General features: G+C 62.7%; 16 protein-coding genes and 2 tRNA genes. 7 read left to right on the top strand and 11 right to left on the bottom strand.

Annotated features, from left to right (window positions below; translation table 11 throughout):
- The first annotated feature begins 93 nt into the window (after window positions 1-93).
- The gene (gene glnA, locus IQ35_RS04400) at window positions 94-1,506 is read left to right on the top strand and encodes a type I glutamate--ammonia ligase (RefSeq protein ID WP_021246775.1); all 1,413 of its coding nucleotides are present in this window, start codon (window positions 94-96) and stop codon (window positions 1,504-1,506) included.
- Window positions 1,507-1,566: 60 nt separating this feature from the next.
- On the opposite strand, the gene IQ35_RS04395 is transcribed toward glnA, so the two are convergent.
- The 10 genes from IQ35_RS04395 to IQ35_RS04350 all read right to left on the bottom strand — a co-directional run bounded on the left by IQ35_RS04395 (window position 1,567) and on the right by IQ35_RS04350 (window position 10,961).
- Entirely contained in the window at window positions 1,567-2,358 is a 792-nt protein-coding gene (locus tag IQ35_RS04395; protein ID WP_031292134.1) for a LysR family transcriptional regulator, read from the bottom strand.
- On the bottom strand, window positions 2,355-2,753 hold the full coding sequence (gene apaG / locus IQ35_RS04390) for a Co2+/Mg2+ efflux protein ApaG (protein WP_021246777.1): 399 nt from the start codon (window positions 2,751-2,753) through the stop codon (window positions 2,355-2,357). The genes IQ35_RS04395 and apaG overlap by 4 nt, the downstream gene beginning before the upstream one ends.
- Before the next feature lie 33 nt (window positions 2,754-2,786).
- Window positions 2,787-3,995 (bottom strand): trans-sulfuration enzyme family protein, encoded by a 1,209-nt coding sequence (locus tag IQ35_RS04385; protein WP_145072085.1) that lies wholly within the window; start codon window positions 3,993-3,995, stop codon window positions 2,787-2,789.
- A gap of 10 nt (window positions 3,996-4,005) precedes the next feature.
- Window positions 4,006-5,052 carry a 3-isopropylmalate dehydrogenase gene (leuB, locus tag IQ35_RS04380; protein ID WP_021246779.1) on the bottom strand — a complete coding sequence of 349 codons (1,047 nt, stop codon included), beginning with the start codon at window positions 5,050-5,052 and terminating at the stop codon, window positions 4,006-4,008.
- Window positions 5,053-5,104: 52 nt separating this feature from the next.
- Window positions 5,105-5,839: a DNA repair protein RecO gene (recO, locus tag IQ35_RS04375; protein ID WP_145072084.1), complete on the bottom strand. Its 735-nt coding sequence runs from the start codon at window positions 5,837-5,839 to the stop codon at window positions 5,105-5,107.
- A gap of 135 nt (window positions 5,840-5,974) precedes the next feature.
- Window positions 5,975-7,243: an ATP-dependent Clp protease ATP-binding subunit ClpX gene (gene clpX / locus IQ35_RS04370; protein WP_021246781.1), complete on the bottom strand. Its 1,269-nt coding sequence runs from the start codon at window positions 7,241-7,243 to the stop codon at window positions 5,975-5,977.
- A 134-nt stretch (window positions 7,244-7,377) separates the two neighbouring features.
- Entirely contained in the window at window positions 7,378-8,013 is a 636-nt protein-coding gene (gene clpP, locus IQ35_RS04365) for an ATP-dependent Clp endopeptidase proteolytic subunit ClpP (protein WP_021246782.1), read from the bottom strand.
- Window positions 8,014-8,103: 90 nt separating this feature from the next.
- A complete protein-coding gene (locus tag IQ35_RS04360; RefSeq protein ID WP_145072083.1) occupies window positions 8,104-9,081 on the bottom strand; it encodes a glycosyltransferase family 2 protein in 978 nt (325 codons plus the stop codon).
- A gap of 142 nt (window positions 9,082-9,223) precedes the next feature.
- Window positions 9,224-10,810 (bottom strand): trigger factor, encoded by a 1,587-nt coding sequence (gene tig / locus IQ35_RS04355; RefSeq protein ID WP_145072082.1) that lies wholly within the window; start codon window positions 10,808-10,810, stop codon window positions 9,224-9,226.
- A 66-nt stretch (window positions 10,811-10,876) separates the two neighbouring features.
- A tRNA-Leu gene (locus tag IQ35_RS04350) sits at window positions 10,877-10,961 on the bottom strand.
- Window positions 10,962-11,104: 143 nt separating this feature from the next.
- On the opposite strand from IQ35_RS04350, the gene IQ35_RS04345 reads away from it, so the two are divergent.
- The gene (locus tag IQ35_RS04345; protein WP_021246784.1) at window positions 11,105-11,284 is read left to right on the top strand and encodes a hypothetical protein; all 180 of its coding nucleotides are present in this window, start codon (window positions 11,105-11,107) and stop codon (window positions 11,282-11,284) included.
- On the opposite strand, the gene IQ35_RS04340 is transcribed toward IQ35_RS04345, so the two are convergent.
- Entirely contained in the window at window positions 11,281-11,982 is a 702-nt protein-coding gene (locus tag IQ35_RS04340; protein WP_145072081.1) for an NAD-dependent deacylase, read from the bottom strand. The genes IQ35_RS04345 and IQ35_RS04340 overlap by 4 nt on opposite strands.
- A gap of 85 nt (window positions 11,983-12,067) precedes the next feature.
- Between IQ35_RS04340 and dapB the strand changes: the two genes are divergently transcribed.
- From dapB to IQ35_RS04305, 5 genes are all read left to right on the top strand, one after another.
- Window positions 12,068-12,832 carry a 4-hydroxy-tetrahydrodipicolinate reductase gene (dapB, locus tag IQ35_RS04335; protein ID WP_145072080.1) on the top strand — a complete coding sequence of 255 codons (765 nt, stop codon included), beginning with the start codon at window positions 12,068-12,070 and terminating at the stop codon, window positions 12,830-12,832.
- 4 nt (window positions 12,833-12,836) lie between these two features.
- Window positions 12,837-13,487: an endonuclease III gene (gene nth, locus IQ35_RS04330; protein ID WP_145072079.1), complete on the top strand. Its 651-nt coding sequence runs from the start codon at window positions 12,837-12,839 to the stop codon at window positions 13,485-13,487.
- Between the two features lie 95 nt (window positions 13,488-13,582).
- On the top strand, window positions 13,583-13,981 hold the full coding sequence (locus IQ35_RS04325; protein ID WP_236614820.1) for a hypothetical protein: 399 nt from the start codon (window positions 13,583-13,585) through the stop codon (window positions 13,979-13,981).
- 265 nt (window positions 13,982-14,246) lie between these two features.
- Window positions 14,247-14,323, top strand: a tRNA-Arg gene (locus tag IQ35_RS04320).
- A gap of 1,027 nt (window positions 14,324-15,350) precedes the next feature.
- Window positions 15,351-15,621: transposase (locus IQ35_RS04305; RefSeq protein ID WP_145072078.1), on the top strand; the 271-nt coding region annotated here is incomplete at its 3' end.

Below are 15,621 nucleotides of genomic sequence, written 5' to 3'. Positions count from 1 at the left end.
CAGGACGTTCCCGCCGGCGGTTCAGGGGGCCGGCGGACATAAGCATCAACCGGCCCCTTCGGGGGGGTAATCATGAAAGAAGGGCAAGTTCACATGGCCAACACGCCTAAAGACATCCTCAAGATGATCGAGGAAAAGGAGATCGAATGGGTCGATCTGCGCTTCACCGATCCCAAGGGCAAGTGGCAGCACCTGACCATGGTGTCGACCGTGCTGGGCGAGGACGAGCTGAACGAAGGCCTGATGTTCGACGGCTCGTCGATCGAAGGGTGGAAGGCGATCAACGAGTCGGACATGATCCTCAAGCCCGATCTGGACGCCGTTTATGTCGATCCGTTCAGCGCGACCCCGATGCTGATCCTGTTCTGCGACATCGTCGAGCCGGACACCGGCGAACTCTATGCCCGCGACCCGCGTAGCACCGCCAAGCGCGCCGAAGCGTTCGTCAAGTCGGCCGGTTTCGGCGACACCGTCTATGTCGGCCCGGAAGCCGAATTCTTCATGTTCGACGATGTCCGCTTCAATTCGGACTATAACGAGTCCTTCTACAAGATCGACGATATCGAACTGCCGACCAACACCGGCCGCGAATATGAGGGCGGCAACCTTGCCCACCGTCCGCGCGCCAAGGGCGGCTACTTCCCTGTCGCGCCAGTCGATCCGGCCACCGACATCCGCGCCGAGATGGTCACCACCATGCTCGAAATGGGCCTGCCCTGTGACAAGCATCACCATGAAGTCGCCGCCGCGCAGCACGAACTCGGCCTGACCTTCGGTACGCTGGTCCAAACCGCCGACCGTATGCAGATCTATAAGTATGTGGTTCAGATGGTCGCCCAGGCCTATGGCAAGACCGCGACCTTCATGCCCAAGCCGATCGCACAGGACAATGGTTCGGGGATGCACACCCACATGTCGATCTGGGACGGCGGCAAGCCGCTGTTCGCAGGCGAAGGCTATGCCGGTCTGTCCGACATGTGCCTCTACTTCATCGGCGGCGTCATCAAGCACGCCAAGGCGCTCAATGCCTTCACCAACCCGACCACCAACAGCTACAAGCGCCTGGTGCCGGGTTTCGAAGCGCCGGTCCTGCTCGCCTATTCGGCGCGCAACCGTTCGGCCTCCTGCCGTATCCCCTACGGCGCGGGCGCCAAAGCGAAGCGCGTGGAATTCCGCTTTCCCGATGCGATGGCGAACCCCTATCTGTGCTACGCCGCGCTGCTGATGGCGGGCCTCGACGGCATCGAGAACAAGATTCATCCGGGTTCCGCGATGGACAAGAACCTCTACGACCTGCCGCCCGAAGAACTGAGCCAGGTGCCGACCGTTTGCGCTTCGCTGCGTGAGGCTCTCAACTCGCTGGCCGCCGACCACGACTTCCTGCTAAAGGGCGACGTGTTCACCAAGGATCAGATCGAAGCCTATCTGGAACTCAAATGGCCCGAAGTCTACCGCTGGGAAATGGCTCCCTCGCCGGTCGAATTCGACATGTATTACAGCCTCTGATCGCTGGAATATCGCAAACAGAAAGCCCGGCTGCGAAAGCGGCCGGGCTTTTTGCGGGCTTTACGCAACCAACGCTTCAACCAGCGCCTTGACCTTCTTCTGCCGCCATTGGGGCAGCGGCGCGATCAGCCAGTAGGAGAGCGGCGAAGCATCCGCGTCACCCACTTGCCGCACACGTCCAGCGGCAAGATCCGCCTCCGCCAGCAGCAGCGGCACGACCGCCCGCCCGAAACCGTTCGCCGCCGCCTCAATCGCGAGGCCACCGTCCGCGACCCGGATCGACGCAGGCTTGTCGCCATGGGGGCAGCCGGGCCATTCGATCCGCCCATCCGGTCCGCCATCGGCCGCTTCCACCGTCACGAAAGTCGCTTCGCCCAGCCGGATGCCCTCATGCTCGCCCGGCCCATCCGCCAGACGCAGCGCAAGGTCCAGATTGGCCTCGGTGAAATCCAGCGCCTCATCCGCCGCCACCAACGCGAATTTAAGGTCGGGCTGGCTCGCGGCATAGGCCGCCAGCCGCTTTTGCAGCCATTTGGCGGTGATGTCGCGCGGCGCGGCGATCGTCAGCGAGGAACTGGACTGCCCCGCCTGCATCGCCCGCACGGCCTCCTCAAACTCCAGGAACCCGGCACGCAGCGCGTCCAGCCCTGCCTCCGTCTCCTGCGTCAGTTCCAGCCCCTTGGGCGTGCGGCGGAACAGCACGACGCCCAGCATATCCTCCAGCGCGCGGATTTGTTGCCCGACCGCCGCCGGCGTCACCGCCAGTTCATCGGCGGCCCGAGTGAAGGACAAATGCCGCGCCGCCGCATCCAGCACGCGCAGGCCGTTGAGCGGCAAATGCGTCCGCTTCATTCGGCCACCGCGGGCGCGATCAGCGCGAAATGGGGGATCGCCGCGTCGAACGTGTGCCCGTCCGCTCCGATCATGTGATAATGCCCCTTCATCGACCCTGTCGGCGTGCCCAACGGACAGCCCGACACATAATCATAGCTGCGGCCCGGCTGCACCACCGGCTGTTCGCCCACCACGCCGTCGCCATCGACCCGGTGCTGTCCGCCGCGTCCATCCGTGATGACCCAATGCCGCGTCAGGAGCTGGATCGGCTGATCCCCGCCATTTTCGATGCGGATATGATAGGCCCAGAACCAGCGCCCCCGATCCGGCTCCGACTGTTCGGGCAGGAAGGTCACGGCCACATGGACCGTGATGTCGCGCGTCGTGGCGTGAAAGGGGAAAAGTGCGTTCACGGTTTCACGAATGCGCTCTAATCCCCCGCCGCGTCAACGCCCTATCGCGCGCAAGGCCTGATCGAAATCGGCGATCACGTCGTCGGGGTCTTCCAGGCCCACATTCAGGCGCAGCATATCCTCGGTAATGCCGACTTCCAGCCGCGCTTCCTCGGCCATGCCGAAATGGGTGGTGGAGGCCGGATGCGTCATCAGCGATCGCGAATCGCCGATATTGTTGCTGATGTCGACCAGTTCCAGCGCGTTGAGCAGCCCATGCGCTTCCTTCCGACCGCCGCCGGTATAGAGCGAGAAGATCGGCCCCGCCAATTCCATCTGCCGCATCGCCAGTTCATGCTGCGGATGGCTCTCCAGCCCCGGATAGAGTATCTTGGGCAGGCGCCCCTCCAGGAAACGCGCGACCTTCAGCGCATTCTCGCTCTGCCTGCGGATGCGCAGGTCCAGCGTCTCCAGCCCCTTGAGCACTACCCACGCATTGAACGCGGAGAGCGTCGGCCCGGTGTTGCGGTGGAAGGGCAGCAACGTGTTGAGGATGAAATCCTCCGTGCCGCAGATCGCGCCCGCCAGCACCCGGCCCTGCCCGTCCATCATCTTGGTCGCGCTATAGGCCACCACGTCCGCCCCGAACTCCAAAGGCCGCTGGAGCGCGGGCGTTGCAAAGGCATTGTCCACCACCGTGACGATGCCATGGGCCTTTGCGATGTCACAAATCCCTTTCAGATCAGCAACATCCATGGTGGGGTTCGCAGGCGTTTCAAAGAAGAACAGCTTGGTATTGGGCCGGATCGCCTTTTCCCACGCCGCATTGTCGCGGGCGTCCACCGTGGTCGTTTGAATTCCGAACTTGGGCAGCAACGTATCGACCAGCCAGCGGCACGATCCGAACAGCGCCTTGCCGCCCACCACATGGTCCCCGGCGGAAAGCTGGCACAGCAGCGCCGCCGTCATCGCCGCCATGCCCGAAGCGGTGGCGCGGCACGCCTCCGCCCCTTCGATCAGGGCGATGCGCTTTTCCAGCATTTCGACGGTCGGGTTCTGGAGCCGCGAATAGGTCATGCCCTGCTGCTCGCCCGCGAAGCGCGCCGCTGCGTCCTCGGCCCGGTCGTAGCAATAACCGCTCGTCAGGAACAAGGCTTCGGACGTTTCGCCATATTCCGTGCGCGCGCTGCCGCCGCGCACCGCCAGCGTCGCGGGCTTCCAGTTCTTCGTGATGTTCGGGTCCTGCCCGCTCTTGCGCTTCATCGCTCTATCCTCAAGCCAGCGCCGCGAGAACCGCGTCGCCCATCTCCACCGTGCTCATCGTTCCGCCCAGATCGGGGCTGCGCGCCCCGCCGGCCAGAGCCTTCGCCACTGCCGCCTCGATCCGGTCGGCCTCGGCATTCAGCCCCAGCGAATAGCGCAGCATCATCGCGGCGGACAGGACCGTCGCCAGCGGATTGGCCTTGCCCTGCCCGGCAATGTCCGGCGCGGAGCCGTGGATCGGCTCATACAGCCCCTGCCCGCTGCCGTTCAGCGTCGCGGAAGCCAGCATCCCGATGGACCCCACGCACATGCTCGCCTGATCCGAAAGAATGTCGCCAAACAGATTGCCGGTCACGATCACGTCGAACTGACCCGGATCGCGCACTAGCTGCATTGCGGCATTGTCGACATACATGTGGCTGAGCGCCACGTCGGGATAGTCCGCCGAAACCTCGATCACCACGTCGCGCCAGAGCTGGCTCGTCTCCAGCACATTGGCCTTGTCCACCGAGCACAGCTTGCCCCGCCGCGCCCGCGCCGCCTGGAACCCGCTATGGGCGATCCGGCGCACCTCGGCCTCATTATAGGACATGATGTCATAGCCTTCGCGCAGCCCGTCGGCCGTCTTGCGAAAGCCCTTTTCCCCGAAATAGACGTCGCCATTCGTCTCCCGCACGATCAGCAGGTCGATGGCGCCCGCCACTTCGGGTTTCAACGCGGATTCACCCGCCAGCTCAGGAAAGACCTTCGCCGGACGCAGGTTGGAAAACAGCCCCAATTCCTTGCGAAGTCCAAGGATCGCCTGCTCCGGCCGCAAATGCCGCTCCAGCGAGTCGCAGCTCGGATCGCCCACCGCGCCGAACAGGATCGCATCCGCCCGCTTCGCCAGCTCCAGCGTCTCCGGCGGCAGCGGATGCCCGGCGGCCTTGTACGCAGCCCCGCCGACCAGCCCTTCCTCATAGGTCATGCCCTCGATCGCCAGCGCATCCAGCACGCGCTTTGCCTGCGCGACGATTTCCGGGCCGATACCGTCTCCGGGGAACAGGGCGATCAACATGGGCACAACTCCTGAACTTTTTGTCGCCGCCGCCATATGAAGCCGCCGCCGGTTACGCAACCGCCCTTTTGAGCCTGTCGACCAGCCTTTCCCGCGCGGCCAGCACATCGGCGCGCCGCTCCGTCAGCACCGACCGCTCCAGGAAAAAGCCGGTCAGTCGCAGCCCGTCCAATATCTCCGCCCACTCCCCGCTGCCCCCTTCGATCAGGAAAGGCGGCAAGGGCAGCAGCCTGTCCTCATAACCTACAGCCCCCGCTCGACTGACCGCAGCGGCACTGCGTGGACTGATGAAGGCCAGATCCTCCGGCCCACCCGTCGCCGCGCAGCGCGTCAGGTCCAAACCGAATCCCAACTCCGCCAGCATCAGCAATTCATAGCGAATGAGCGCCACCGCCCATCCCCGCGCCGCCGGAGCCGCCTCCACCGCGCCCAATACGCCGTCCAGCGCCTGATAGAGCGCCGGATAAGGCGTCCCCTCCGGCAGGGCGGTCGCCGTCAGCGCACAGGCCCAGTCAATCGCAGCCGCCGACAGAGCCTCCGCCAGCAAGGGCGCACGGCTATGCTCCATCTCCACCGTCAGCCCTGCAAGCTGATCCTCCGTCCGCGCCCGGAATTCCGCCTTCACGGCATTGCCTGGCAGCAGCACGGGCCGGATCGCCCGCGACCGCCCGCCTCGCACATAGCCCGCCAGCAGCCCATGTTCAGGGGTCAACAGCCGGGCAATCGCCCCATGCTCCCCATGGGACCGCAAGGCGCATACAATGGCGGGAGTGACAAGGGCGGGCACTTGCCTCCCTTACGCCCTCACGCGCGCCTTATCCATATAGCGCTGCGGCCCCACCGAAGGTTCAGGGAACGAGCATAAGAAAAGGCCCGCCGGAACACTCCCGGCGGGCCTTTTCGTTCAGTCGCAGCGAGGCGGTCAGGCGGCGTCTTCGGCGCGCTTTTCCTTGTCGCTGAAGACGCGGATCGGTTCCTTGCTGCCCGCAACCACATCCTTGTCGACAACCACTTCGCCCACGCCTTCCATGGAGGGCAGGTCGAACATGGTGTCGAGCAGGATCGATTCGAGGATCGACCGCAAGCCGCGCGCGCCGGTCTTCCGCTCAATCGCCTTCTTCGCGATGGCGGTCAGCGCATCTTCGGTGAAGCTGAGTTCCACATTCTCCATGTCGAACAGCTTCTGATATTGCTTCACCAGCGCATTCTTGGGCTCAACCAGAATCTTGACCAGCGCGGTCACGTCGAGATCCTCGAGCGTCGCGATGACAGGCAGACGGCCGACAAATTCTGGGATCAGGCCGAATTTCAGCAGATCTTCCGGCTCACTCTGGCGCAGCAGTTCTCCGGTCTTGCGTTCCTCCGGCGCGGCGACATGGGCGCCGAAACCGATGGACTTGGCTTCCAGACGGTCGCCGATGATCTTTTCGAGGCCCGCAAAAGCGCCGCCGCAGATGAAGAGGATGTTGGTCGTGTCGACCTGCAAAAACTCCTGCTGCGGATGCTTGCGGCCGCCCTGAGGCGGAACGCTGGCGGTAGTGCCTTCCATAAGCTTCAAAAGCGCCTGCTGCACGCCTTCGCCCGACACGTCGCGGGTGATGGAAGGATTTTCCGCCTTGCGGCTGATCTTGTCGATCTCATCGATATAGACGATGCCGCGCTGCGCCTTTTCCACATTATAGTCGGACGCCTGGAGCAGCTTGAGGATGATGTTTTCCACATCCTCGCCCACATAGCCCGCTTCGGTGAGAGTCGTCGCGTCGGCCATGGTGAAGGGCACGTCGAAGGTCTTGGCCAGCGTCTGCGCCAGCAGCGTCTTGCCGCAGCCGGTGGGGCCGACGAGCAGGATGTTGGACTTGGCCAGTTCCACCTCGCCCGGCCTGGAGCCGTGGTTGAGGCGCTTGTAATGGTTGTGGACCGCCACCGACAGGACGCGCTTGGCGCGGTTCTGGCCGATCACATAGTCGTCGAGCACATCGCAGATTTCCTGCGGGGTCGGCACGCCGCCATCCTTCCGCCCGACAAGACCGCCCTTGGTCTCCTCGCGGATGATGTCGTTGCACAGTTCCACGCATTCATCGCAGATGAACACGGTCGGCCCCGCGATCAGCTTACGCACCTCATGCTGCGACTTGCCGCAGAAGGAGCAGTAAAGCGTGCTTTTAGAATCGGAGCCCGTAAGCTTTGTCATTCGTCATTCTCTCTTCCCTGCCGCCCACGAAAAGCCGCTTTTGGCGAGGGATATTGGTCCAAGGATCATCCTAAACCGCGGCACGCCGGTTTCACAAGGGGTGAAAATGGGTACGCCGCGGTAAAGACAAAGCATCAACCCTCGGAAGTTTCCGCGATGGCCGGACGGCGATCGAACACTTCGTCGACCAGACCGAATGCTTTTGCTTCTTCCGCTTCGAGGAAGGTGTCGCGATCCATCGCCCGTTCGATTTCCTCCAGCGGACGGCCGGTATATTCCGCATAAAGGCCGTTAAGCCGTTGACGGATGCGCAGGATTTCCTTGGCCTGAATCTCGATATCGCTGGCCATGCCCTGCGCGCCGCCCGACGGCTGATGGATCATGATGCGCGCATTGGAAAGCGCGATGCGCTTGCCCGGTTCGCCCGCCGCGAGCAGAAAGCTGCCCATGGAGGCGGCCTGGCCGATGCAGACGGTGCCGACCTGCGGGCGGATATATTTCATCGTGTCGTGGATCGCCATGCCGGACGTCACCACGCCGCCGGGCGAGTTGATGTACATCCAGATGTCCTTCTTCGGATTTTCCGATTCGAGGAACAGGAGCTGGGCCACGATGAGCGAGGCCATATGGTCTTCCACCTGGCCGGTGACGAAGATGATCCGTTCGCGCAGCAGCCGCGAGAAGATGTCGAAGCTGCGCTCGCCCCGGTTGGACTGTTCGATGACGATGGGGACCAGCGCGGCCATGGGATCGGACATGATATCGGTCATTTTGCTCTTTCAGTCAGGTGCTTTTGCCCGATCCCTACATCGGCACAAAAGCGGAATGGTTCAAGGGGGCGCGTGCGCGCTTCGCCCCGTTCAGTCGCGGCGCGCGTAATCGGAGGGCGCGCGGAAGGCCAGATAGGCGAGCCGCCGCACCTCCCTGCGCCCGCGCACCACCGTGTCGAGGATAAGGCCGCACATGGCCGACAGCGTGGCGAGGATCATGAGGCCGGTGACGAGAATAGCCGTAGGAAAGCGAGGCACGAGACCCGTCTGCATATAGGTGACGATGAGGGGTTCCGCCAGGATCAGGCCCGCAAGCGCCAGCAACGCGGCGATCACGCCGAAAAAAAGAATCGGCCGCTCTATGCGATAGAGGGTGATGATGGTCCGCAGGATGCGCCAGCCGTCACGCCAGGTGGAGAGCTTGCTTTCCGAACCTTCCGGGCGGGCGCCGTAAGCGGTCACGATTTCCGACACCGGCATGGCGAGTTCGAGGGCATGGACGGAGATTTCCGTCTCGATCTCGAATCCGGCGGACAGGACGGGGAAGCTCTTCACGAAGCGGCGGGAAAAGATGCGGTAGCCCGACAGGATATCCGTGAAACTGCGGCCGAAAAGCTGTTTGAGCAGACTGGTGAGCGCCCAGTTGCCGAAGCGGTGGCCACGACGATAGGCTTCCTCCACCTCGCTCTTGCGGGAGCCGACCACCATGTCGAGATTGTCGGCGAGCATGGCGGCGACCATCCGGGGGGCGGCAGCGGCTTCATAGGTGGCGTCGCCATCGGCCATGACATAAATGTCGGCGTCGATATCGGCGAACATGCGGCGCACGACATGGCCCTTGCCCTGCTGCGCCACGCGGCGGACGATGGCCCCTGCCCCGGCCGCCAGTTCGCGGCTGCCGTCCGTGCTGTTGTTGTCGAACACATAGATATCGGCATTGGGGAGCGCACGGCGGAAATCCTCCACCGTCCGCACGATGGCTCCCGCTTCATTATAGCAGGGCAGGATGACCGCGATGCGCGGCGTGGCGATCCCCTGCCCGCTGTTCACTGCCGGAAATTCCTTCATCTGATCCTCGATACCCTGCCCCGTTCATGGCCAGCCATGCACGAACAAGATTAAGATTTGCTCTGCCACGGCGCAGCATAAATGAAAAGCGCCCGCGCTTCCCATGGAAGCCGGGCGCTTGTCAGGTCAGGCATCAGCGGCCTTATTCAGCCTTGGCGGCTGCTTTCTTCGGCGCGGCCTTCTTGGTGGGGGCCTTCTTTTCAGCGACGGGAGCGGGTTCGGCTTCCGCAGCAGCCTTCTTGGCGGGCGCCTTCTTCGGCTTGGCGGGCTTTTCCCCGGCAGCAGGCGCTTCCTCGGCCTTTTCAGCAGCGGCCTTCTTGGGCGCGGCCTTCTTGGGCTTTTCGGCGTGATCGTGGTCATGGCCGCAATCCGGTCCGTGGACATGCGGTTTCAGATCGCTGTCGTCGGCCTCGATCGCGGCTTCCAGTTCCTCGCGGCTGACCGTGCGGTCGGTGACTTCGGCCTTTTCAAAGAGGAAGTCGACCACCTTGTCCTCATAGAGGGGCGCGCGAAGCTGTGCGGCAGCCATCGGGTCCTGACGGACATATTGCACGAAACGCTCGCGGTCCTGCGGACCATATTGCTGCGCGGCCTGCATGACGAGGCGGTTCATTTCCTGATCGGATACGACAACGCCATTGGCCTGGCCGATTTCGGAGAGGAGCAAGCCCAGACGGACGCGGCGCACGGCGATGGCGCGGTAATCGTCCTTTTCCGCTTCCATTTCCTTCAGGGCCGCTTCGGGATCTTCCTCATGGCTCGCTTCATGCTGGAGCTGCGCCCATATCTGGTTGAATTCGGCTTCCACCATGCTGGGCGGCACGTCGAAATCATGGGCAGCGGCAAGCTGATCGAGGAGCTTGCGCTTCATATAGGTGCGGGTCAGGCCATTATGTTCCTGCTCGATCTGGCCCTTCAAAAGCTCCTTGAGCTTGTCCAGACCTTCCAGACCCAGCGACTTGGCGAAATCGTCGTCCAGCTTGGGCTTGTCGCCGTTCAGGATCGCCTTGACGGTGATGTCGAAGGTCGCGGCCTTGCCCGCCAGATGCTCCGCGCCATAATCTTCGGGGAAGGTGATTTCGATGGTCTTCTCATCGCCCTTCTTGACGCCGGAAAGCTGCTCTTCGAAGCCGGGGATGAACTGGCCGGAACCGATCTTGAGCTTGATGTCTTCGGCCGCACCCCCTTCAAAAGGCTCGCCGTCGATCTTGCCCAGGAAATCGATGGTCAGCGTGTCGCCGTCCTTCGCCTTGTGGCTGGCCGGATATTCTTCCAGAGCGCCCTGCTGGGTCGCGATGCGGCCGGCGGCTTCATCGACCTGCGCGTCGCTGACTTCGGCGGTCAGGCGTTCCAGCTTGATCCCGTCGGTGCTGGGCGCCGCGATTTCGGGCAGCACTTCCAGTTCGACCTTCACTTCGGCGTCCTTGCCGAATTCGAACGTCTCATCCAGTTCGACGGACGGCTGCATCGCGGGACGCAGCTTGTTGTCGGCGATCAGCTTCTGGATGCTGTCCTGAATCGAGCTGTTGAGCGCATCGCGCTGCAACGATTCCCCGTGCATCTTGCGGACCAGATTGGCCGGCACCTTGCCGGGGCGGAAACCGGGCATCCGCACCTGCGGCGCGATCGCCTGCACTTCCTTATCGACGCGGGCGTCGATGTCCTTCGACGTGATGGTCACGGTGTAGGCGCGCTTCAGGCCTTCGTTCAACGTCTCGACAGTCTGCATCTTTTCTCTCAAACGCTTTCTAAGCTGAATATCGTTGGCGCCTGCGATGTGAAGGGCCTGGCGCACTGGTGCGGGCGAAGGGACTCGAACCCCCACATCTTGCGATACCAGAACCTAAATCTGGCGCGTCTACCAGTTTCGCCACGCCCGCATCGGTCGCCGGTCGGCGCGGCATAGAGAAAAGCGCGTCCAAGGGCAAGCGCCAAGGGTAGAGGGCAATCGAGAAAAGGCGGGAACCCTGTTCGGCCCCGGTGCGTAAACCTGAAACAAACCTTTTTTCCTGGAGAAACAAACGTGGCAACGCAACCAGACGGGGTTCCGCCCCCCGACACCATCGAACCGCAATCGCCGCCCGAAGCGCCGCCGCCGATTGCCCCTGACGAAACACCTGCCGGCCAGCCAGACGAAGTCCAGCCGCAGCAGCCCGATTTCGACCAGCCCGACAATGCGCCTGCCGAAGTGCCGCCGGATTAGGTGAGCAACTCGCGGACCAATGCGGGCACCAACAGGCTGGCCGGTCCCATGCGGCTTTCGTCAAAATAGACGCTGCCCGCGGAAGGCTCCAGATTGAGTTCCAGCGTATGCGCGCCGACATGCCGTGCGGTCTGGACGAAACCCGCAGCCGGATAAACCGCGCCCGACGTCCCGACCGACACGAAAAGGTCGGCGCGGCGAAGCGCTTCGTCGATGGCATCCATTTCATAGGGCATTTCCCCGAAGAACACGATGTCAGGGCGAAGCCGGGGCTTGCCGCAGCCGGCGCACGTGCTTTCCGGGGGCAAGGGCGCGCTCCAGGGGACGGCCTTTCCACAGGCCGCGCACAGGGCCGAGCGCAGTTCGCCATGCATGTGGATCAGGCGCTTTGCCCCTGCCCGCTCATGCAGGTCATCGACATTCTGCGTGACCAATAAGAGGTCGCCCGGCCATTCCACGTCGAGCGCGGCCAGCGCTTCATGCGCGGGGTTCGGCTCCACCGCGTCGAGCCTGGCGCGGCGCTCGTCATAGAAGCGGTGGACAAGAGCCGGATTGCGGGCCAGCGCCTCAGGCGTGCAGACATCCTCGACCCGGTGCCCTTCCCACAGCCCGTCGGGGCCGCGAAAGGTGGCAAGACCGCTTTCGGCGGAAATGCCCGCTCCGGTGAGAATCACGATGTTGCGAATATCCCTGTCCATCGGGCGGATTTAGCGGATGCGCGGGGGATGACAAAGCCTGCCCGCTCTGGCATCGGCGGATCATAATCCACATTCGGAAACTGACATGACCAGCATAGGCATTTTCGGCGCGGCAGGCCGCATGGGACGCGCCATCGCTCAGGCGGCGGCGGAAGCGGGCATCGCCATATCGGGCGGGACGGATCGGGACGGCAGCGGGGAGCTTGCGCCTGGCATCACCATCGGGTCCGATCCGGTCGCGCTGGCCCAGATCAGCGACGTGTTGATCGACTTTTCGGTGCCAGCGGCTCTTTCGGCGCATCTCGATGCCTGTCTCGCGGCGGGCAAGCCTATCCTGATCGGCACGACGGGGTTGGAGAGCGAGCATCATGCGCTGATCGATAAGGCCGCGCAGGCCATTGCGGTGCTCCAGACCGGCAATACCTCGCTGGGCGTCAACCTGCTCGCGGCGCTGGTGGAGCAGGCGGCGGCACGGCTGGGGGACGATTGGGACATCGAAATCGTGGAGATGCACCACCGGCACAAGGTCGATGCGCCGTCCGGCACGGCCCTGCTCCTGGGCGAAGCTGCGGCGCGGGGACGCGCCATCGCGCTGGCCGAGCATAGCGAGCGGGGACGCGACGGCATCACCGGCGCGCGGGCCAAGGGCGCGATCGGCTTTGCGGCGCTGCGGGGCGGATCGGTTGCGGGCGATCATCAGGTGATCTTCGCGACGGAAGGCGAGCGGATCGAGATCGGCCATCGCGCGGAAAACCGCGTCATCTTCGCGCGCGGGGCGGTGAAGGGCGCGCAATGGCTGAGCGCGCAACCGGCCGGGCGATACGACATGAAGGCCGTGTTGGGCCTCTAGGCGGATGAACAAGACGCAGATATTCGAATTTTTCAGCCGCCTGGCGGAGGCCAATCCAGCTCCACGAACGGAGCTGGAATATGGCAATGACTATCAGTTGCTCATCGCGGTGGTGCTCTCCGCGCAGGCGACGGACGTGGGGGTCAACAAGGCGACCCGCGCCCTCTTCCGCGAGGTCGAGACACCCACGCAGATGGTGGCGCTGGGCGAGGAAGGGCTGAAACGGCATATCAAGACGATCGGCCTCTATAATGCCAAGGCGAAGAACGTCATTGCCCTGTCGGAAATACTCGTCCGCGATTTCGACGGAGAGGTGCCGCGGGAGCGCGACGTCCTGACCACCCTGCCCGGCGTCGGGCGCAAGACCGCCAATGTGGTGATGAACACCGCCTTCGGGGAAGAAACGTTCGCGGTCGACACCCATATCTTCCGCGTCGGCAACCGCACGGGCCTGGCGCCCGGCAAGACGCCGCTTGCCGTGGAGCAAAAGCTGGAAAGGCGGGTGCCAGGACCGTTCCGGCGGGACGCGCATCACTGGCTGATCCTGCATGGCCGCTATGTGTGCAAGGCGCGCAAGCCCGAATGCTGGCGCTGCATCGTCGCCGACCTGTGCCGCTACAAGCCCAAGACTCCCCCGCCCGCCAGCGCCGGCTGACGATTTCGTTATCATGCGGTTCAGTTGAATTATGGCAGGGTCGACGGATCGCCACGCTCCATATCGTCGTTATGAGGCGACAAAGGAGAATGAACATGCCTGCTCACAATAACTATCGCCGCCACGCATTACTGGCATTGGGCGCCGTCCTGATCGGCTCGGCCATTCCCGCTATCGCCAAGACGAAGCCGGACAATCTTGTCCCGGTCGGCGATCCGGTCGATTGCGTCCAGATCGTTGCCATCCAGTCCACCAATGTGCGGGACGATCGGACGATCGATTTCGTGATGAACGGGAGGAAAGTCTATCGAAACACCCTACCCAACAGCTGCCCCAGCCTGGGTTATGAAAAGAGATTTTCCTATGCGACCAGCCTGTCCCAGCTTTGCTCCGTGGATATCATAACCGTACTGCAAAGCAGCGGTCCGGACCTTCAGCGCGGCGCGAGTTGCGGCCTCGGCAAATTCCAGCCGATGCAGAAGACTTCGAAATAAGATTGTTCGATATCCCATTTTGGTGCTGGTGCACGCCGCCTCCCTTTGCTAAGCGGCCTGCACCACGCACTCGTAGCTCAGCTGGATAGAGCGCCGCCCTCCGAAGGCTGCACTCCTCCGTCAAGGCAAGGGTTTTATATAATAGTTTCCATTGCTTGCAAAGATCGAAGAAAGGCCCGATTAACAAACTCACCAAAAACTCACCACCGTCGCCAGACTGCGGATTGACGTTTTTCGGTACTTTTCATAGGGCTTATAGCCTCACGCATCCGTAGCTCAGCTGGATAGAGTACTGCCCTCCGAAGGCAGGGGTCACAGGTTCGAATCCTGTCGGATGCGCCAAAATATCCAATAAAATCAAACGGTTCAGATAGTTTATCGCCCTCTCATCGAGCAGCGATTCTGGAGAAAACTCACCAGAGAATCCCCAAATTCGGGGCAATCGCTTGGAATTCCTTCAGAAATCAGGCGCCCGATTCTCACCGACTCTTTGCGAATGGTCGTAAACTGTGGTGGACGGCGTTTTTCCCGGCTCTTCGCCCTAATCGGTGACGGTATCGGGGACCGCGTGCAATTGGCGGCAACGTCTGCCCCCTGACATCCAGCCTGCGAGCCGGGGACGCCGTGGTCGCCAACGGCTTCTCGATCGACACGTTTCTTACCTTCCGGCAAGCGCTCGGGCTGTACGGCACTGCCCGCAAGGGCCGAGATGGTCATTTCGGACGCCAGAGCAGCAGCCGGGGATATGGCCAGGGTAATTACGGTGGCGTAGCAGGGCGGTAACCCGCCGCCGATGAAAGCACCGTCGCTGCCCGCCGGCCGCTATTTCCGGATGCTCATGATCGACTATTTCGAGGGCCTCAACAGTGAGCGCGGATCGTCCAGCACTGCTTGGATTCGCTGTCGTTGCGAGAATTCTTTGCGGCTGACGAACCGTAACCAGGTTACCCCCATCATAGTTATAGTTGAATGTCGAAGAACCGTGCCGCCGCTTGCCGACACAACAGCCCCCTCCTCAATGGCGGCAACCACCCGATCCCGGATATCGCGAGTAAGACTTCGACCCATCCATATTGGCTTCCTCCCCAGCGGAGAGGAAGAACTAGAAAATCAGCTCCATGGGCAATCCCCGCCGATTCGCGTTGTGCGGAAACCACTAATCCGCAGCTACTTTCGTTAATACGCTCGCGATGTCACGCGTAACGACGTCCATGCCCTGCATCCCATCGATCTCAATGAGCTCTCCTCTCCGGCGATAATAGTCCAATAGCGGCGCGGTCTTGCGCCGGTACTCGTCGAGACGTCTGACGAAGGTGTGAACCGCCCCGGGTTTGCCGGAGGCTCCAACTTCTGAGTAAGTGGAGTCGATATGAGCAAGACGACGAACAAGTTTGCACCCGAGGTTCGCGCACGGGCGGTGCGGATGGTGCAGGATCACGAAGCCGAGCATTCATCACGCTGGGCGGCCATCGTGTCGATCTCAGAGAAGATCGGCTGCGTCCCGCAGACGCTATTTGAGTGGGTAAAGAAGGCGGAGGTGGACAGCGGCAAGCGTGCTGGCGTGCCGACCGAGATGGCTGACCGCCTCAAAGCCCTGGAACGCGAGAACCGGGAGTTACGTCAGGCCAACGAGATCCTGC

Source organism: Sphingobium wenxiniae, from assembly GCF_007830065.1.
Lineage (GTDB): Bacteria > Pseudomonadota > Alphaproteobacteria > Sphingomonadales > Sphingomonadaceae > Sphingobium > Sphingobium wenxiniae.
This window is presented reverse-complemented; position numbering and strand designations above follow the sequence as displayed.